The sequence below is a fragment of the Streptomyces sp. NPDC055103 genome, from assembly GCF_053607625.1.
This window is the reverse complement of the sequence record NZ_JBSGTX010000001.1, coordinates 80,707-98,185: the sequence shown is the minus strand read 5'-3', so window position 1 is coordinate 98,185 and position 17,479 is coordinate 80,707. Positions and strand designations below refer to the sequence as shown.

The window sequence follows — 17,479 nt, the reverse complement described above, 5'->3', positions numbered from 1 at the left end:
CCCAGGTGTCACTACCCCCGTTCGGGGGTGAACCAGCCGACCAGCCAACGGACGACGGGGAGAGAACGGTGCGCGAGCACGTCGAATCGGTGGAGCTGCGCGGCGGGCTGCTGCGGCTGCGCCGCACCACCGGTCTCCCGGTCGTCTTCGGAGGGCTGTTCCAGGACGGCCGCGCGCTGCGGATCGCCGAGCTGAACGGTGCGGTGACCCTGGCCCTGCGCGGGCTCGCGGTCTCGGCCGGCTCGGGCCTCGGCGGCAAGTGCCTGGCCCTCTCGCGGCCGTGCGCGGTGACGGACTACCCCGCGGCCCGGCACATCACGCACGAGTACGACGTGCCGGTCTCCGCGGAGGGGCTGCGCTCGGTGATCGCGGTGCCGGTCGTGGTCCGCCGCCAGGTGCGTGGGGTGATGTACGGGGCGCTGCGCGACGCGCTGCCGATCGGCGAGCGGGTCTTCGACGCGGCGGTGGCGGCGGCCCGGGACGTGGAGCAGGCACTCGCGGTACGGGACGAGGTCCGTCAGCTGCTGGCCCCGCCGCCCTCGGTACCGTCCTGGGAGGAGGTGCGGGAGGCACACGGTGAGCTGCGCGCGCTCGCTCCGCGGGTGGCGGATCCGGAGCTGCGGGAGCGGCTGCTCGCTGTGTGCGGGCGCCTGGAGTCGGCGGCCTCGGCGACGGCCGCCGCCGGACCGCCCGTACCGGGGGTGTCGCTGACCCCGCGCGAGACGGACGTCCTGGCCGCGGTGGCCTCGGGGGCGACGAACGCGGCGGCCGGGGCACGGCTCGGGCTGCGACCGGAGACGGTGAAGGGCTACCTGCGCTCGGCGATGCGGAAGCTGGGCGCGCACACCCGCCTGGAGGCGGTGGTGGCGGCCCGCCGGGCGGGGGCGCTGCCGTAACTCGCCTCCCTCCCCCGTCTCAGCGGTCCGCGACCTCCTTGTGCACGATGTCGTACGGGGTGCCGGCCGGCGTCATGATCCGCAGCGTCCGCTCGGCCTCGGCGGCGAGCTCGGCGCGCTGGGCGCGGGACACCGGAGCGAAGGGCTCGATGGTGAGCGTGGTGCGGTGCGTGCCGTCCTTCGTCCCGTCGAGGTGCCAGAGCCCGGCGAGGAGGCCGTCGAGGAGGAAGACGGAGAAGGCGCGGTTGCCCTGCCAGGTGCGGGAACGGTCCGCGGGCGTGACGACCCGGGTGCGGTCGGCGTGCGACAAGAGCAGGTTGTCGAACTCGGGCAGGAAGCGGGGCGGGGCGGGGGTGTCCTCGTCGGGGCGGGGCGCGTCGGGAAGGTCGAAGAGCTCGGTGCCGCGCTCGTCCTGGAAGACGAGCAGCCGGGGCCGGAGGCGCTCGAAGGCCTCGCGGAGGCGGGTCAGGCCGCACCAGGTCTGCATGTCCTTGACGGAGGCGGGCCCGAAGGTGCCGAGGTAGCGCAGCACGGTCTCGTCGGCGTCGGCGGTGGCCGCCGGGACGGCGTCCCCGAACCAGACGTCGGTGGTCGTGAGGGCGACCTGCCCGCCGCGGCCCCACAGGCCGCGCGGGGTGACCTGGACCAGCGGGAGGAGACAGCGGGCGGCGAGGGAGAGGGACTGCGGGTCGGCGTGGGGCCACTCCTTGAGGAGCTCGTCGCGGAGCTGCTTGGGGGTACGGGGCCGGTCCTCGACCAGCGCGCGGGAGAGCCCGGCGAGCCGCTCCAGGTCGACGCCGTCGAGCCCCTTGCGGCCGACGAAGGCGGCGAGCTCCCGGTCGATGGCCCCGGGCTGCACGAACCGGCGCAGGGCGACGGCGTCCCGGGCGGTGTGGGTGTGGACGGTGGAGCGCATGGTCACGATGCGGGCGACGGCGTGGGACTCCATGAGCGCGGACAGCTGCTCGGGCCGGAATCCGTCGAGGCGGGCGGCGAGCGCGTAGTACGGCGGCTTGGTGTTCTGCGCCTGGAGGCCGAGCAGATGGGCGACGGCGTCCTCGACGCCGAGCGGGACGCGGCGGAGAAGCAGCTGACGGTCGAGGGTGGCGCGGTTCAGGGCGCGGTGGCTGAGGACCGGGTGCTTCGTCGTGGAGGCCATACGAGGACGCTACCGACCCTTGCGGACAGATCCGGTCCGCAAGACCGAAGCGAAAGCCGAGCCGCCGCGACACCCCGCAGATATCATGCCAAAGTGCCACACCACTCACATCCCCGCACCCGCTCCCCGACGCTCACAGGAGGCGAAGGCCCGTGTCCGACCGCCGTCCCCGCGCGGCCTGGCGCCGCCACCCGGAACCGCCGCCCGGCCCCGCGTCGGAGCCGCACCCCACCGACCGGCCGAGCGTGGTGCAGGCGAGCCTCTACCGCGACGGGCGGCGGGTCTCCTCCCCCGCCACGCTCGCGGACACGTTCCGCCAGCTGCGCGAGCACCCCGACGGCACGGCGTGGATCGGCCTGCAACGCCCGACCGAGGCGGAACTCCACTCCCTGGCGGCGGAGTTCGACCTGCACGAACTCGCGGTGGAAGACGCGCTGGAGGCCCACCAGCGCCCCAAGCTGGAGCGGTACGGGGACACGCTCTTCGTCGTGCTGCGCGCCGCGCGCTACCTCGACGCCCAGGAGGAGGTCGAGTTCGGCGAGCTCCACATCTTCGTGGGCCCGGACTTCCTCATCACGGTCCGCCACGGCGCCGCCCCGGACCTCTCCACGGTCCGCCGCCGCATGGAGGAGAACCCCGACCTCCTGGCCCTGGGCCCGGAGGCGGTGCTGTACGCGATCCTGGACGCGGTGGTCGACGGCTACGCCCCGGTGGTGGCGGGCGTCCAGAACGACATCGACGAGATCGAGACGGAGGTCTTCGGCGGCGACCCGGCGGTCTCCCGCCGCATCTACGAACTCTCCCGCGAGATGGTCGAGTTCCAACGGGCCACACGCCCCCTGGTGGGCATGCTCCACGGCCTGATGGCGGGCTTCGCCAAGTACGGCACGGACGAGGAACTCCAGCGCTACCTCCGCGACGTCGCCGACCACGTCACGCACACCAGCGAACGCGTCGACGGCTTCCGCCAGGCCCTGACGGACATCCTCACGGTCAACGCGACCCTGGTCACCCAACAACAGAACGCGGAGATGCGCGCGTTGGCGGAAGCCGGCTTCGAACAGAATGAGGAGATCAAGAAGATCTCCTCATGGGCCGCCATCTTGTTTGCACCCACGTTGGTGGGAACGATCTACGGCATGAACTTCATCGCGATGCCGGAGCTGGACTGGGCTTTCGGCTACCCGTTCGCGATTCTGCTGATGGCAGCGGTGTGCACAGGCCTGTACTTCATCTTCAAGAAGCGCGACTGGCTGTAGACAGCGAGCCGGATCCGCCGATCGACTTCGCAGTCGCGAACGATACGGAGGGCTCATTTCGAGGCCCTGGGGAGAATCTGGGGAGAATGCGCGGCGCTGGGGAGCGAGCGACTACCTCCCCCGCCTGCGGTTCCATGCCTCGTGTCGCGGGTTTCCGGACGTCGAGCCGCCATCGCGACAGTCACTGAGAGTGGCGAATCCGGCCACACCAGCGGCCGTCGGTGCGTGTGGTCGCAGAACGAAAGCGGGTGGCACAGCGTCTGCTGTGCCACCCGCTTCTCACGCAAGGGCGAAGTGTTCAGGGACGTACTCTGGGACCACCCCAAGCAACCTATCGACGGCTGCGCGGCCCTTACCGCCAGCCTCGGGCATGAAGTGCGCGTAGTGGTCGAGGGTGATGGTCGGGCTGGAGTGGCCCAGCCAGCGGGCGAGGGTGACGACGGACTCGCCGGCCTCGAGGATGATCGAGGCGTAAGTGTGGCGCAGCACGTGAAAGCCGTCCTTGCGGGACGCCTTCCAGCCCTGCCCCTTCTCCCGCATGGGGATGACGCCGGCCTTCGCGAGGGCAGGCTTCCAGACCTCGACGTTGAAGATGTTGGCGCGGATTGCGTTGCCGTACGTGGTGGTCAGGATGAGCGGGAAGGACTGCTTCTCCCGCTCGGGCTCCGGACCGCCCCAGGGCAGCTCGACCTCGACAGCTGGGTGCTGGAGGAAGTAGGAGGCCAACTCGGCGGCGACCGATCGGGGCATGTCGACGACGCGCGTCCTTCCGCCCTTGGGCAGGGTGAAGAACAGCCGACCACTGAGGAGTTGGACTTGACGGCGCACGCGGATGACGCCGCGCTCGAAGTCGATGTCGCGGGGCGAGAGTCCGAAGACTTCGCCTTGGCGGAGCCCGCACCCCAGGGCGATGGCGACTGTGATCCGGTAGCGCGGATTGATGACGTCCCGTACCCGCTGGGCGGTCTGCAGTGGCCAAGCCTCGCGCTGGTCCTCGGGCGCCTTGGGCCAGCGCACCGACTTGGCGCGCATGGGGTTGCGGACGAGTCGCTTGTCGTCGATCGCCGTCTCGAAGATGTTCGACAGGGTGGTGAGGATCTGCCGCGCGTAGCGAGGCGCACATTCCCCTTCGAGTGCCGCGATGTACCCCCGAAGGACGGTCGCGGAGATGTCCCTCAGCGCCACCTCCCCGAGGTGGGGAAGGACGTGGAGGCGCACACGCTCGTCGACGCGCTTGATCGTGCCTGGCGCACCCCGCACGCCCTTCTGCCAGTAGCGGGTGACATAGTCGGCGACGGTGATGGAACCATCGCGAGGGTCGACGAACTCGCCCCGTTCGCTGTCGGTGCCAGCCCTGCGCAGCCACGCCTTGGCATCCTCCAGGGTGTCGAACGACATGTCCCGGACGCCGGGGATTCCGGAGACTCGGTAGCGGGTGCCCTTCCCGTAGCGGGCGGTGCGCTCCCGTTTGCCGGTGACGGGGTCCTTCTTCTTGTTGATCCAGCGGTCTTCTATGTAGCCGGCCAAGTATTTCCTTGCAGTAGGGGATCGGGAGCCGTCGGCCTGGCGGCGTCAGGCGGTGGCTGACGAGCCAGCGCGGCGCTGCGGCGCAACACTCAAGGGGTTCAGGGCGGGGTTGGAGCGCGAGTCCGCCTGCTCCTGCTCGCGTACCCAGGCGTCAAGGGAATCGAGCCTGTACGTCACACGCCCACGGGGACCCATGCGGAAACTCGGCGGCCCCTGGCGGCGGTGCCGCCAGACGTACAGCGTGCGGGGCGACAGGCCGAGGTACGCGGCGGCGTCCCCAACGGTCAGGAACGCCTTACGGACAGCACTGTTAGGGGTACCAGTGGTGGCGTAGGCCGTCATCAGACGTGTAGGCATGGGAGGTCCTCCAAGGGACATGAGAGCCGTGGACAGTTGGTGCATGTGACGCCGGGCGTGCGGCGCAGGGTGACGGCGCATACGAACCGTTCTGGATCCAGAGACCGGTGCCCGGCTGCTCGTCGCACTTGCCTCTCTTGCTCACGCCACACCACCGCCAAGGAACAGGGCGATCGGGCTCGCATCTGACGTGATCACCGTCAGGTGAACGCCAGAGGGGGCACGGCCGAACGGCCAGATGCCCTGCTTTTGGGTAGGAGTATCGCGACAAGACGCATTGGGGACTTCCTCATTCGTGACGCCGCGCCCGCCGCGGTCTTCCGTGGAGGCGCACTGTGAATAATTCTCTCGCCGCACTCGGACGAACGCGGTCTCCCGAAAGGAAGCGGCGGGAGGCCCACGCAGGCACGAGGACAGAGCCGTCCGCTCCAGGTCCACCGCCAAGCAGCCGGTGCGAACGAGGTCTATGGTCCAGAGAATCCCCGGTTAGGCTAACCGGGGATCATGGGGTATGTTCACGCCCGCAGATGCGCCGAACCTCGCACCCTGCCTTCTATGCGCCTCACCGAATGAAGCCAGGCGATACCCCCGGGCTGCAGCGGATCCAGTGTCATCGGCAAGCGCCAGGCGCCCGCCCTCAGTCAACCGGTGGAGACTTCGAGCATCACGCTCTGGAAGGCTGGCGGCTCGGGCCACACCCCTTGCCCCCGTTTCGGAGTGCGCAGCCACGTGAGCAAGCACTAGACGATCTTTGCGGTAGTCGCTCTGCGAGTTGCTCGCCAGGCAGTTCGGCCGCACAGGCGCACAGGCGCACAAGCAGAGTGCGGTCGACAGGACCCCGTAATCGCCATCGCCGCGCTGCCGTGCGGTTCTCGGCGTTCCTGGCTCCGAGTACGAACAGGCTAGGAGCGGTGAACGGGGTGGATCGGATAGAGGCTTTGGCAGATGATCTCCTTCAGTTCGGGATCCATCTATGCATCAACCCGTGGACACGGCGCACCCCAGGTGGATCCAAAGTTTTTCGGGACGCTGTACGTTGACATGCTTTCGGAGAGACTTCCAGCCTTGGAAAGAAATGTCATGTCTGCCGTGGGCGAATGCGCCCTACGCGATGCATCGGCAGTGTTGTCCTTACGGAAAGAACGACCCCCGGCTCTCCCCAAATTGCACCAGCGGACATGGCATGCCGGGGTGCGACCCCGCGCACCTGCTCGGCCACAGCTGGAATTCCAAAGGCCATGAGGCCTCGCACGCACTCACCTCATGCACGGTAAAAGACCTCACACGCAGACCGTCACAAGATCTCCGGCCGTAGTACCGCTATCTCTCCTCGCCCCAACCCCTGGTGTCGCCTGGCGGTCCGTGGGCGGCGGTCTGGAACACCTACGCGCGTACCGTCACACTCGTGTAGATGAAGATGGGGAGTCCATCGCACCTGCCCCGCGTTCCGTGTCGCGCTCACCCCCCGTAAGACGACGGTGGGGCTCGGTCGGCGCCCCGCGAAGCCGGCCGCGGGTACTGTTCTGTTGTCGCAGCAGAACAGGAGCCGGTATGCACGCTCTGCCCTCGGAACACATCGGTAGGCGAATCGCGCGCCTCCGCAAGGCGCACGGCCTCACCCAGAAGCAACTGTGCGAGATCGCTCCGTCGATCTCGTACAGCACCCTGACCAAGACCGAGCAGGGCGTCCTCCCTGCGACCCCCGCGCTGATCGCCATGACCGCGAAGGCCCTACGGATCCCTGTAGCGCAGATCACCGGCCAGCCCTACGAGGATGCTCTGCGGGCCGACGAGGTCGACGTACTGATTCGGCCGATCCGCGAGGCCCTCGACTGTTTCGACATCGGTCCGGACTCCGACCTCCCTCCCCGCACCACAGCGGTACTCCATGCCGAAGCCGAAGAGTTGTGCGCGGCCGTACGGGCTGGCGAGATCAAGCACGCGGCCACGCGTGTGGCCGGGCTGATCGAGGAAGCGACCGCCGCAGCCCACACCAACGGGACCAGCGAGAACTGGGCGAATCTCGCGAGTCTCTATCGCACGGCGTACGACGTGGCGACCAAGCTCGGCTACGCGGATCTGGCCCAACTCTCCATCGCACGACTGGAATGGGCCGCGGAGAAGGGATCGAACCCGATCCTCGGCGGCATGGCCCACTACCTGCGCTCGCTCACGTACCTCCGCGAAGGAAACTTCCGGACCGGACAGCGGCTCATCACGATGGGCCTCGGCCGACTGGACCAGGCCGACGAGGTCCGAGAGCGAAATGTCGTGATCGGACAGCTCCACCTTGGGGCATCCGTAATGGCCGGCCGCGCTCGCAACAGCGAGTTGGCGCACGAGCACCTCGCCGAGGCTGAGCAGATCGCCAGCCAGACTGGGGAAGCGGTCAAGGTCCACTGGCTCGCTTTCGGCCAGACCAACGTGCAGGTGCACCGAGTCGCGGTGCTGGCCGAACTGGACAAGTACGCCAAGGCAGTTCAGGCGTCTCGGAGCATCGTCATCCCCAAGGACTGGCCGAAGTCTCGCACCAGTCACCATTTCGCCGAAGTCGCCAGAGCCCAGCTCTGGACGGGGCAGCTCGATGGGGCCTTCGAGAACCTGGTGAAGGCGCGCAAGGTTGCCCCACAGCAGGCCAAGCACCACCCGACCGTCCGTGAGACATACGCCGGGCTGGAGGCTGCCCACCGCCGGCTGCCCGACAGCTTCCTGTCGTACGGCACCTGGTTGGGCGTCCCGACCTCCTGACATGACAAGCAGTCAAGCTCTGGCCCTAGCTATCACGAAGCCGTGATAGTTAGGGCCTTGTCGTGGGTCCACCATGTCGTCAACCGCCCTTCCGACATGGAGCCGACCATGACGACGAAGCCCCGATTCACGGACCAGCAGCGCGCCCGTCGAAGCGAGATCGCTGCTGCCGCAGCCGGATTCCCGACCCCGGCGCCCACCTATCCCCCGGCGCTCCCGCCCGTCGCTTCGAAAGCGACGGAAGCGGGGACGCCGTGAACGTCACGTCCCCGGCCCTGGCACGGGCGATGCTGGACGGGAGCTTCGAGCTCCCGTCACTCAAGCGCCACGCCTCTTCGGAGCCCGAGGCCGTACGCGGGTGGCCCCGGCGAATGCGTCTCGCGGCTGTGGAGGTGCTGCGCGACTGGGGCCTTGCTGACCTCGCGGACGACGTTCAACTGGTCGTCTCGGAGCTCGCCACGAATGCGGTGCTCCACACAACGGCCTCTGAAGCCACCGTCCGGCTCCGTCGACACGAGTCGGCGTTACGGGTCGAGGTCGAGGCGACAGGTTCGAGTCGCAGGGCACCGGAGGACGCCCGCTCCGACGAGGAGCGCGGCCGGGGGCTGCTGATCGTCAAGAAGCTCGCCATCCGCTGGGGTACGAACTCGGATGGAAGCCTGGTGTGGTGCGAGATCGGCTTCCAGCCGGCCGCCCGGGAACTACCTTCCCAGCAGGCGCTGACGTTCCTCCGTACGGAGCTGCCGCCGAACGTCGACGCAGCACTTCGGCAGGCGAGGGCGTTCGTACGCAGCACGGCCACAGCGTTGGGATGGCGAGGAGACGTCGAGTCTGCGGCACACACCGCCGCCGCCCTGACTCGAAACTCGGCCGACCGCACCGCGACGTCGTTCTGGCTCGGGCTCGCCGTGGACCAGAAGGGCAGCCTGATCATCGAGATCGAGGACGACCAGCGCGCCTTCGACGGCGCCGACCACGTGGCACGGCTCCTCAGCTTCGTGACGGGCGCCCACGTCTCCTGGAACCCGACCGCCGAGGGCAGGGCCGTGCGTGCCGCTCTGCCGGTGCAGCAGGTCGAGCGGGTCGGGGGCGCCGCGTGAAACTCGTACTGCGGGATGCCGCCTCCCAGCAAGTCTTCCCCATCGACCCTACGCGCGAGAGCATCACGGCCTCGGTCGCCCCGGTCGGAGGCTTCTCGGCCGGCACGGACGTGCTCCTGCGCCTGCGGGCCGCCCTCGACCCACACGCCGAGGTATACGCCCTCCTCGACCAGCTCGACGACACGCTGCCGGAAGACGAGCTCCGCCGGTACGCCGAGGAGCTGGGCACGGTGCTGCTTCGGCTCGCGGACGTCGCGCGGGGGAAGGACATGCCGGCCGCCGTAATCGCCGCTCTGCTAGAGCTGGCCACCGAACCCCTCCCTTCCGCCCGTGGGCTGATGGCACTGCTGCGCCGACCGCCGTCCGCTCGCGGCTTGCTCACCCGTCGTACCGCCGCGACGATACGCGTCCTCGACCTCGTCGACCCTTAGACCGTCCTCCCCGTCGCTTGCTCGTCACAAGGCGCGGCGGGAAGGACCTCCAGTCGGCCCCCTGCAGGCCGGTCCCGATCCAAACCCGGCCCGCAGAAGGCGGCGCACCGTACTTCGCACACCCCGGCAGCGGCCTTACTGCGAGCTGCGGCCGGCCCCAACTCCCGACCACATCCCTGCCCACTCGTGAGGACACCTGTCGTGACCATCACCCGGCTCCCGGAGTACTGGGACCACGTCTACAGCCAGCCGATCGGCTGGCAGCCGGTTACCGAGGAAGAGGTCTTCCGCTTCCAAGACCGCACCGGTGCCGCGCCGGGACAGGTGGCCATGGACATCGGCACCGGCCGGGGTGACTTCGCGTGCCGACTGTCCCGGCTCGGGCTGTTGACCACTGGCTACGACCACTCCCAGGTGGCGATCGACTACGCCCGGAAGGTCCACGGACAGCACGGCGGCACCCTGGCGTTCCGCCGCCACGACTTCGACGTCGATCCCATCCCCCGCCACCTCGCGCCCGACAGCATCGACATCGTCACCTGCCGCCTGACGCTTCCGTACCTGGACCGCGAGCGGTTCATCGCCGACGTACGGCGGTGGCTCCGCCGTGACGGCGTGCTGCACATGACCACAGACGTCATCGAGAAGCAGCCCGACGGGGCACGACGCGGCCTGTCCGAGGACGTGATCAAGGGTCTCGCCCACGGTTGGGCCTCGTACGAGCGGTACGACCTCGACCCCGACGGGGTGATCACCGCCGTGGCCCTCCGCGGCCCCTACGGCTGACCCGGCCTCGCTCCCGAATACAACACCCCTAAGCCGCCCTCCGCCACGCCGGCCGTGATCGCCAGTCCCCCGCTGGAATCGAACGGACGTGGCGGAGGGCTCCATCCCCATCACCGTGAGGAGGACACCGATGACCCCGTTCGGAACGGCCCTGATCAGCGTGTTCGTACTCATCCCGGTGGTAGGACCCCATCTTTCCGGCCGATGTGCGGCCTTCCAACGAGCGGTGAGGGCAGTGAACGACGAAACCCTTGAGCCCGTGGCCGAACCGGCGGTCACGCCCAGCGCCGACTTCGACCGACTCCAGCACGCCCTGCGCGACGCGGACGGCGATCACATCGCCAGCATCGCCGCCGACCGCACGGTCTACGTGGCCTCGTTCGGCGGTCCGGTGCCGGTGGCTGACGGGATCCATACCCACCAGAAGGACGCCGACGTTGCAGTGCAGGCCGTGCTCGCCGACGCCGGGATCCCCGCCAAGGTCTCACTCCGCGACGGCGTCTCGTGGACGCTCCAGATCGACCTGCGGACGGCTCAGGGGGCGGGCATGCTCGCTGACCTTGTCACCCGCACTCTGCCCCCTGAGGCTCATGCCGCCCGTCGGCTGAACACGGCTCTGGCGCATTGCGAGTTCGAAGCCAAGCCCTCCGTCAGCGTCATGGGCGGGAAGCTCGGCGAGTTGACGCTCACCCCGGACGACGTGCGGAAGCTGCAGCGCGCACTGGGCCGGCCCGAGGATGAGACCGTGCTCTGTGATCCGGTCCTGCTCTACCCGTACGCAGAGCGGTTCGCTCGAATGATGGAGGAGGTACTCGGCGGCGAGGTCGAGACGAGCGCGTACCCCTTCCGGCCAGACTGCAGGAACTGCGAGTCGTGCGGCCACGACCTGATCGTCATCGAGTGGCTGACGTTCGACCAGGCCGACCGCCTCAGCTCCGCGCTGGAGGCCCAGGCCGGAGCCGGAGCGCCCTCGTGACGGACGCAACTCTCGTCAGCGCCACGGCCCGGTGCCCCGTCATCGGCCCCCGGCCGACACCCGAAATCGTGATGCGGTCCGGTCAGCACATCACGGTCCCGCCGCTCGCCTTCTCCTCCGCCGCCGGCGGCATCGCCTACACCGACGAGCTGAGCACCGACCGGGACACGGAAGGCATCCTCTGGCCTCGCGTGACGGGCACTCCAACGGGCACGGCGCTGTACGCGGTGATGAACCGGCCAAGTCCATGGAGCGGAAGTACCCAGCGCCACGCGCAATCACTGTCTGAAGCCGGATCGCAGCTGCTGCTCTCGGAGGGCAACCACCATGGAGACAAGGACCCTGTTACACGTCCTACTGGAGGCGCCAGAGCTCAACTGCGCCTCCTGGCCGAAGTTCCAGGTGCTGTGGACCCGTATGGCTGCAGCCGCGGCCGAGCGTCACGGTGAGCCGCGCCTCGCACGGGTCCAGGTTTCGCAACCGACGTTCAAGCGGTGGCGCGCCGGCCTGAACATGCCCCGAGGCGAGATGCGGCTCATCCTGGAGAGTTTCTTCGACAGGAGCGTCGAGGAGCTCAGCCGTCTCGTTCCGGTGCGGAAGTTCGTGGTGCCCCGACCGGCAGATCGCCGCACGCGTACCGCTGCTCGGGCCCTGGACCACTCCTGGGGCACATCGCGGCATGTTCCCGGCTCCCCGGAGGCCGGTGTCGACGGGGTCTGGCAACTCAGCGGAGGACGTCACTTCGACGGAACAACAATCGGTGTCCAGCTCTACGAGGCCGAGCCCCGAGGCCGATTGCTGGAGCTCGGCGAGGCGGACCTCGCGCACCTGCGCACCTTCATCCGTTCCTCGCGACGAGGTGTACTCCTCGCCTCTCCCGGTGCTGCCGGCGGCAGTGGCCTGTACGTCCTGGACGCCGCGATCGCCCGTCAGAGCCTCGCCTCGGGCCAGACCCCGCATGTTCCAACGGCCTACCGTCTCGACGACCTGACCTACGCCATCACATGGGCGCTACACATCCTGGACGACGGTCTCCTCGCCGACGACAGTGCCCTGGCCGACCGGTCCGAAGAACTGACGCACTACGCGGCGATCCGCACCTCGGCACCGTCGCGTTCGGAGATGCCCGACCTCTCCCGTGTCGGGGCGGCGTGGCTCGGATCCAGGCTGTGCGCGAAGTTCATCGTGCGGCACCTCGACCACGTGACCGAGGTGCCGGCCTTCTGGACCCGCGAGACCACCGGGGAGGAATGCGCGCCGTGGCTGCTGTTCCGCCACAAGCACGACTACCTCAAGTCCCTCTCACAGCGCTTCACCGGCAACGCCGACCCGCTCGGCCGCGCGTTCTGCATCCCGGAGGCGGCAGTGAGTTCGAGCGAGACCTACGAGAGGATCCTGCTGTTCCTGACCGTGGCCATGATGCAGATGCACGGCATCACGGTCTGGATGACCGCAGCCCCTGAACTGCAGCAGGTCGACGGGTTCGTCCTGGCCAAGGACCGGGCGATCCTGGCCAACTGGGTCCGGGAGGAGGCTGTATGGCGAGTGTCGACCACCAGCGCACGCCGCGACGTCGCCCCGTATCAGGAGGCGATCGGACACGCCCGAACGCACAACCTTCTCAACTCTGAGTCGTCCACTGGGCGCCTGCATGCCCTGGCCGAGTACCTCGGCCTCGACTGGGCCTGGCTGTCCGAACGATGCCGAGGCCTTGCCGAAGAAGGCATCGACCACATGGTGCGGCCCCGCAGTCGTCTGCTCACGCTCACAGCCCTGGACGAGACCCTGCGGTACGTCGGCGGCCTGGGCAGACAAGATCACGAACGATAGGCTGCCCGCGCCCTGTCCCCGGCGACATGAGGATGCCGTGTTGACGAACCAGAGCCGCCACTCCACGGTCCTCGTGGTCAGCCTCGGCGGCACCATCGCCATGACCCCGACCGCTGAAGGCGGAGCAGCACGTCCCACGCTGGCCGCCGAGGACCTCCTGGCCGCAGTGCCTCAGCTCGCGGACACCGGCGTCGCCGTCACCACGCTGACCGTGACCGAGCCCAAGCCCGGCGCCTCCTTGTCGCTCGAGGCCATCGCCGACCTCGCCCGCCGCCTGCGCAGCATGGCCTCCGACAGCGCGTTCGATGGCGTCGTCGTGACCCAGGGCACCGACACGCTGGAGGAGACTGCCTTCCTGCTGAGCCTTCTGTACGACGGAATCGCGCCACTCGTGGTGACCGGGGCTATGCGCGCCCCGTACCTCGCCGGCGCCGACGGCCCGGCGAACCTGCTGGCCGCGGTGACCGTCGCTGCCAGCGAGCAGGCCCGCGGGCTCGGCGTCCTCGTCGTCTTCAACGACCAGGTCTTCGACCCCGCCCGCGTCCGCAAGACCCACGCCACGAGCACCGACGCCTTCACCGCCCCCGACACCGGTCCGCTCGGCGTCATCGCAGAGGGCCGCCTCCGGCTCCTCGCCGCCCCGGCGCACAAGCCGCTGCCGCTGACCGCCGACTGGAACGGAAGCGCCCGGGTCGGCCTGTACACCGCCTCACTCGGCGACGACGGCTCCCTTCTCGAACCGCTCCTCGACCAGGTCGACGGCATGGTCATCTCCGCGTTCGGCGTCGGTCACGTCCCCGAGACCTGGGTCGGCGTCCTGGAGAGCGCTGCGAAGCGCATCCCGGTAGTCCTGACCACAAGAACCGGCGGCGGCACCACCCTCACCAGCGCCTACGGATTCCCCGGCTCGGAGAAGGACCTCCTCGAGCGCGGCCTCATCGGAGCCGGGCACCTGGACCCCTACAAGGCGCGCCTGCTGCTTACCGTTCTACTCCGCACGGGTACCGATCCGAACATTATCCGTGCCACGTTCGCGCCGGCCGGGACGACGACGCAAGGACGCGGCTGATGCGGCACGCCGAGCTGGCCATGGGCCGCAGCTTCATGCTGGCCTTCGATGACGGCGACGATTTCCTTGCTGAACTCGATCGCTTCTGCATCGAGATGAGGATCCGGCAGGCGATCATCCCCATGTTCCTCGGAGGGTTCCGTCGGATCAGCCTCGTCGGCACCGACGGCCCACTAGATGATCTTGAGGCCCCAGTGTGGGACGAGACCGTCCTGCACACCGTGGAGGCTGTCGGGGCAGCCACCCTTGCGTGGGATCCCGACCGGGGCGCCGTTTCTCCTCACGTGCATGTTGCGGTCGGCCGCAAAGACCTGAACGCTGCTGGCAGCGTGTCTCACCTGCTGTCCGCCGATGTGCAGTTCATCCAGGAGATGTACCTGCAGGAGGTCCTCGCCCCAGAGATGACACGCCCGCGGTGCGGACCACACCGCGTTCCGACGCTCACCTTCTGACACGGCAGGCCTCCCAGACCGACAAGAGACCTTGTATCGGGCTGGTGGGTGTGGGGGTGAGGCCGTAGGCGGCGAAGAAGGAGTCGAGTTCGCAAGGCGTGCGGCGGATGTAGTAGCGGTTGTCGCCGTGGGCCCGGAAGGGCTGCTGGGCCTCGCTGATTACCAGCTGGCACTGGCCGAGCAGAGGCGCGAGCTGCGATTCGAGGTCGGGGATGTGGTCGAGGGTGTCGACGATCCACACCACCTGCGGCGCGAGGGCGGCGGGCAGGGCGTCGGGCTGGTACACAGTGTCGTCGAGGCCGGCGCGCCGCAGCCGCCAGCGGGCGAAGTGTGTAGAAGGACTGTCGTAGTCGATGGGCACGACTGGGTGTCCCATCCCGGCCAGGGTGAGGGTGTCGCTACCGATGCCGCAGCCCACATCGGCGACGGTCGCCCCGGGGCGGGAAGCCAGCAGGGCGCCGGCCGCGGCCAAGTAAGGCGGGCGGTGGCCGCTCGCGTGCCATATCGCCAGGTTGTACAGGTACGCCTCACTGCTGCGGAAGAATTCAGCCCGGCTGCCTTGCGTGTCGGCCTGCCGCTTCCAGGATTCGGCGAGCTCGCGGCTGGAGTCCCGCATCGGTGTGAACGACCGGCCGATGCTGTGGAGGTAGGCACGCAACTCGTCCATGAGCGTTGTACTCAGGGACCGGTCCCAACGGAAGAGGTTCCACCGTCCCCAGCAGTCGGAGCAGGCGTCGAGATGATCACGTACGGCCGCCTGCTGCCGCGGTGGGAGCGTCCGGTGCAGGTAGGGGCCGAAACTCTTCCCAGCTTCGGTACACGCGTTCACCGGCCGGCTCCCGTGGCAGGGACAAGCCTGGAGTCGGCGAGGGTGAGCGCACGCATGCCGGCTCTGTGGGCGGCGGCCAGGCCGTCGTCGGCGTCGTCTACGGCCAGGCATTCCTCCGGCGCGACGCCGAGACGGCGGGCGGCCTCAAGATAGAGGTCGGGCGCGGGCTTGCCGCGGGAGACGTCCTCCCGTACGACGACGGTCTCGAAGAGTCCTTCGAGGCGGAGCGTGTTGAGCGCCGGACGGACCAGCAGACCGGAGGCGCCCGAGGCGATCGCGCACGGCAGAGCGGATTCCCGGGCCGCGTGCAGGAGCACGAGTGTGGCGGGGATCGGCGTGAGGGTGTGCAGATTCCGCAGCAGGTAGGCGCGAGACGCGGCAACGACAGTGTCATGCGCCAGGTTCTCGGCGCCGGGGAGCCTGACAAGCAGATCGTGGATGGACAGGCCCACATGCTCTCTGTACCAGCGGGCGTCGAGCGCGACGCCGTAGGGGTCGAGGGCGTGCTGAAGCGCGACGCGGTGGCCTTCGGTGGTGTCGGCGAGGGTTCCGTCGAAGTCGAAGACGACCGCTCGGACCCCAGACAGGATCGGCTGGTACGGGGCGGCGGACTGGTCGCTCATGCCGGATCGGGTCCTCTCTGCCCCAATGCCGGGGCGGCCGGGTGTCGCCAGTGCGAGTGAACGGTTGCTTGTGGAAGGCGAGTTCGGTCAGCGCCACGGTGGTGGCTGTGGCAGGCTCGCGTGCAGCATGTGTTCTCGAAGGGGTTGTTGATGATCAAGCACGGCACGGCGTCCACGTTCGTTTTCGCGCGGGTGGACGGGTACTGGCGGCTCGGTCTGATCGAGCACCCCCGGTTGTCAATGGCGATGATTCCGGGTGGGCACATCGAGCAGGACGAGACCGCGGCCGAGGCCGCGTGGCGCGAAGTACGTGAGGAAACCGGGCTCGAGGTCCGCCCGCTTCCTGGGCCGGCTGCCCGGCTGCCCCACGGATACCCGCACCGAGTGGTTGAACAGCCGTGGTGGATCACCGAACTGCGGGTGCCGCGCGACAATCATCTGGCCGAGGACCACGTGCACATCGATCACGTCTTCGTCGCGGTGGCCGACAACCTCCAGCCGGTCCGGGAGCCCGAGCACCCGTTCACCTGGCTGAGCGAGGAGGAGGTTCTGACATCCGATGCGGTGTTTGAGGACACCAAGGTGCTCGCGAAGGACCTGTTCGCGCGGATCGGTGAGCTCGCCGGGACGAGCTCACACTGATCCTCGCCCTCCCAGGAGCGCAGCACCGGTCCTGTCGGCGAGCAGGGCGCAGGTGCCCGGCGGGCCCTGCCACGGCTCGGGCAGACAGCCGAGGCCCGTACGGGCTTCTGTGATCCAACTGCGAATCTGTTCGACCGCAGCCTTCTCCTCGACCTCTCGCCGGTCCAGGATACGGAAGCGCACCGGATCGGTGGCCGCCAGCTTCTCGTACAGGGTGCTGACGGCATGCTGCAGGCGCAGCTGGTCGGGGCTGTAGGCGCGCTGGTCACGCTTCTGGGCTCGGGCGATGGCGGCGGTGGCGTCGTCGGTGACGAGGATGGTCATGTCCGGGAGCGGGCGGAAGCGGGCGGCGAGGTCGACGATGGCGACCGCTTCCTCGAGGGCGGCGGCCGGGTCGTCCGGGTGCATGAGGAGGGCCTGGTAGACCGCCGTGGTGTCGATGCTGCGGCCTTCGACGACAGCGCGGCCGGAGGCGAGGACCGGGCGGATGGTGTCCAGGTCGTGGCTCTTGATCGCGAGCAGGAGCAGGGCTTCGGCCGCAGGGGTGCCGCCGCGCAGGAACGGGTCGTCGGCGCTGGCCTTCAGGAGCGCGGTCAGGAGGGCGCCGCCGAGGCCGGCACGGCCGTGGGCGCGTGCGGAGAACTCGTCGAGGAGTAGTGGTGCCTGGTGCTTCGTGCCGGCGGGGACGGTATTGAGGGCCTGGTTGGTCAGGTAGGTCTTGCCGACTCCGTTGATGCCTTCGGTGGAGATCAGCGGCCCTCGTCGCCCGCAGCTGTGGGGCGCGGTGCTGTCCAT

The 17,479-nt window shown here is 68.9% G+C and carries 17 protein-coding genes and 1 pseudogene; 11 read left to right on the top strand and 7 right to left on the bottom strand.

The features are described from left to right. Positions 1-68: 68 nt before the first annotated feature. A complete protein-coding gene (locus tag ACWFR1_RS00525) occupies positions 69-896 on the top strand; it encodes a helix-turn-helix transcriptional regulator (RefSeq protein ID WP_453544985.1) in 828 nt (275 codons plus the stop codon). A 19-nt stretch (positions 897-915) separates the two neighbouring features. Here the strand turns inward: ACWFR1_RS00525 and ACWFR1_RS00520 are convergent, their stop codons facing one another. Then, positions 916-2,055: a winged helix DNA-binding domain-containing protein gene (locus tag ACWFR1_RS00520; RefSeq protein WP_453544984.1), complete on the bottom strand. Its 1,140-nt coding sequence runs from the start codon at positions 2,053-2,055 to the stop codon at positions 916-918. A gap of 152 nt (positions 2,056-2,207) precedes the next feature. On the opposite strand from ACWFR1_RS00520, the gene ACWFR1_RS00515 reads away from it, so the two are divergent. After that, positions 2,208-3,314, top strand: coding sequence for a magnesium and cobalt transport protein CorA (locus tag ACWFR1_RS00515; protein ID WP_453544983.1), 1,107 nt, complete (start codon positions 2,208-2,210; stop codon positions 3,312-3,314). A 279-nt stretch (positions 3,315-3,593) separates the two neighbouring features. Here the strand turns inward: ACWFR1_RS00515 and ACWFR1_RS00510 are convergent, their stop codons facing one another. After that, positions 3,594-4,841, bottom strand: a complete 1,248-nt coding sequence (locus tag ACWFR1_RS00510; RefSeq protein WP_453544982.1) for a tyrosine-type recombinase/integrase — start codon at positions 4,839-4,841, stop codon at positions 3,594-3,596. 45 nt (positions 4,842-4,886) lie between these two features. Further along, on the bottom strand, positions 4,887-5,183 hold the full coding sequence (locus ACWFR1_RS00505) for a helix-turn-helix transcriptional regulator (RefSeq protein WP_453545385.1): 297 nt from the start codon (positions 5,181-5,183) through the stop codon (positions 4,887-4,889). A 1,566-nt stretch (positions 5,184-6,749) separates the two neighbouring features. Between ACWFR1_RS00505 and ACWFR1_RS00500 the strand changes: the two genes are divergently transcribed. From ACWFR1_RS00500 to ACWFR1_RS00465, 8 genes are all read left to right on the top strand, one after another. After that, positions 6,750-7,946 carry a helix-turn-helix domain-containing protein gene (locus ACWFR1_RS00500; RefSeq protein WP_453544981.1) on the top strand — a complete coding sequence of 399 codons (1,197 nt, stop codon included), beginning with the start codon at positions 6,750-6,752 and terminating at the stop codon, positions 7,944-7,946. Between the two features lie 254 nt (positions 7,947-8,200). Continuing rightward, positions 8,201-9,046: an ATP-binding protein gene (locus tag ACWFR1_RS00495; protein ID WP_453544980.1), complete on the top strand. Its 846-nt coding sequence runs from the start codon at positions 8,201-8,203 to the stop codon at positions 9,044-9,046. Next, the gene (locus ACWFR1_RS00490; protein WP_453544979.1) at positions 9,043-9,477 is read left to right on the top strand and encodes a hypothetical protein; all 435 of its coding nucleotides are present in this window, start codon (positions 9,043-9,045) and stop codon (positions 9,475-9,477) included. Before ACWFR1_RS00495 ends, ACWFR1_RS00490 begins: the two co-directional genes overlap by 4 nt. 201 nt (positions 9,478-9,678) lie before the next feature. Beyond that, positions 9,679-10,263 (top strand): class I SAM-dependent methyltransferase, encoded by a 585-nt coding sequence (locus tag ACWFR1_RS00485; protein WP_453544978.1) that lies wholly within the window; start codon positions 9,679-9,681, stop codon positions 10,261-10,263. Positions 10,264-10,498: 235 nt separating this feature from the next. After that, positions 10,499-11,239, top strand: a complete 741-nt coding sequence (locus tag ACWFR1_RS00480; RefSeq protein WP_453544977.1) for a hypothetical protein — start codon at positions 10,499-10,501, stop codon at positions 11,237-11,239. Between the two features lie 327 nt (positions 11,240-11,566). Continuing rightward, on the top strand, positions 11,567-13,069 hold the full coding sequence (locus ACWFR1_RS00475; protein WP_453544976.1) for a transcriptional regulator, XRE family protein: 1,503 nt from the start codon (positions 11,567-11,569) through the stop codon (positions 13,067-13,069). A gap of 37 nt (positions 13,070-13,106) precedes the next feature. Next, the gene (locus ACWFR1_RS00470) at positions 13,107-14,138 is read left to right on the top strand and encodes an asparaginase (RefSeq protein ID WP_453544975.1); all 1,032 of its coding nucleotides are present in this window, start codon (positions 13,107-13,109) and stop codon (positions 14,136-14,138) included. Beyond that, entirely contained in the window at positions 14,138-14,590 is a 453-nt protein-coding gene (locus ACWFR1_RS00465) for a PPC domain-containing DNA-binding protein (protein WP_453544974.1), read from the top strand. The genes ACWFR1_RS00470 and ACWFR1_RS00465 overlap by 1 nt, the downstream gene beginning before the upstream one ends. Here ACWFR1_RS00465 and ACWFR1_RS00460 read toward each other — a convergent pair. The 3 genes and pseudogenes from ACWFR1_RS00460 to ACWFR1_RS00450 all read right to left on the bottom strand — a co-directional run bounded on the left by ACWFR1_RS00460 (position 14,580) and on the right by ACWFR1_RS00450 (position 16,042). Then, entirely contained in the window at positions 14,580-15,257 is a 678-nt protein-coding gene (locus tag ACWFR1_RS00460) for a class I SAM-dependent methyltransferase (protein WP_453545419.1), read from the bottom strand. The genes ACWFR1_RS00465 and ACWFR1_RS00460 overlap by 11 nt on opposite strands. A 63-nt stretch (positions 15,258-15,320) precedes the next feature. Continuing rightward, positions 15,321-15,419: pseudogene (locus ACWFR1_RS00455) on the bottom strand (zf-HC2 domain-containing protein); the annotation flags it as partial. Next, on the bottom strand, positions 15,416-16,042 hold the full coding sequence (locus ACWFR1_RS00450; protein WP_453544973.1) for an HAD family hydrolase: 627 nt from the start codon (positions 16,040-16,042) through the stop codon (positions 15,416-15,418). The pseudogene ACWFR1_RS00455 and the gene ACWFR1_RS00450, both read right to left, overlap by 4 nt. Positions 16,043-16,192: 150 nt before the next feature. Here ACWFR1_RS00450 and ACWFR1_RS00445 point away from each other — a divergent pair, with 150 nt between their 5' ends. Continuing rightward, positions 16,193-16,684: an NUDIX domain-containing protein gene (locus ACWFR1_RS00445; protein WP_453544972.1), complete on the top strand. Its 492-nt coding sequence runs from the start codon at positions 16,193-16,195 to the stop codon at positions 16,682-16,684. Here ACWFR1_RS00445 and ACWFR1_RS00440 read toward each other — a convergent pair. Then, positions 16,676-17,479 (bottom strand): dTMP kinase, encoded by an 804-nt coding sequence (locus tag ACWFR1_RS00440; RefSeq protein ID WP_453544971.1) that lies wholly within the window; start codon positions 17,477-17,479, stop codon positions 16,676-16,678. The two genes, ACWFR1_RS00445 and ACWFR1_RS00440, sit on opposite strands and share 9 nt — an antisense overlap.

Coding starts and splice junctions, on each gene's coding strand:
- ACWFR1_RS00520 (WP_453544984.1), bottom strand. CDS start 2,055: ATGGCCTCCACGACGAAGCACCCGGTCCTCAGCCACCGCGCCCTGAAC.
- ACWFR1_RS00505 (WP_453545385.1), bottom strand. CDS start 5,183: ATGACGGCCTACGCCACCACTGGTACCCCTAACAGTGCTGTCCGTAAG.
- ACWFR1_RS00500 (WP_453544981.1), top strand. CDS start 6,750: ATGCACGCTCTGCCCTCGGAACACATCGGTAGGCGAATCGCGCGCCTC.
- ACWFR1_RS00475 (WP_453544976.1), top strand. CDS start 11,567: ATGGAGACAAGGACCCTGTTACACGTCCTACTGGAGGCGCCAGAGCTC.
- ACWFR1_RS00465 (WP_453544974.1), top strand. CDS start 14,138: ATGCGGCACGCCGAGCTGGCCATGGGCCGCAGCTTCATGCTGGCCTTC.
- ACWFR1_RS00460 (WP_453545419.1), bottom strand. CDS start 15,257: ATGGACGAGTTGCGTGCCTACCTCCACAGCATCGGCCGGTCGTTCACA.
- ACWFR1_RS00450 (WP_453544973.1), bottom strand. CDS start 16,042: ATGAGCGACCAGTCCGCCGCCCCGTACCAGCCGATCCTGTCTGGGGTC.
- ACWFR1_RS00445 (WP_453544972.1), top strand. CDS start 16,193: ATGATCAAGCACGGCACGGCGTCCACGTTCGTTTTCGCGCGGGTGGAC.
- ACWFR1_RS00440 (WP_453544971.1), bottom strand. CDS start 17,479: ATGGACAGCACCGCGCCCCACAGCTGCGGGCGACGAGGGCCGCTGATC.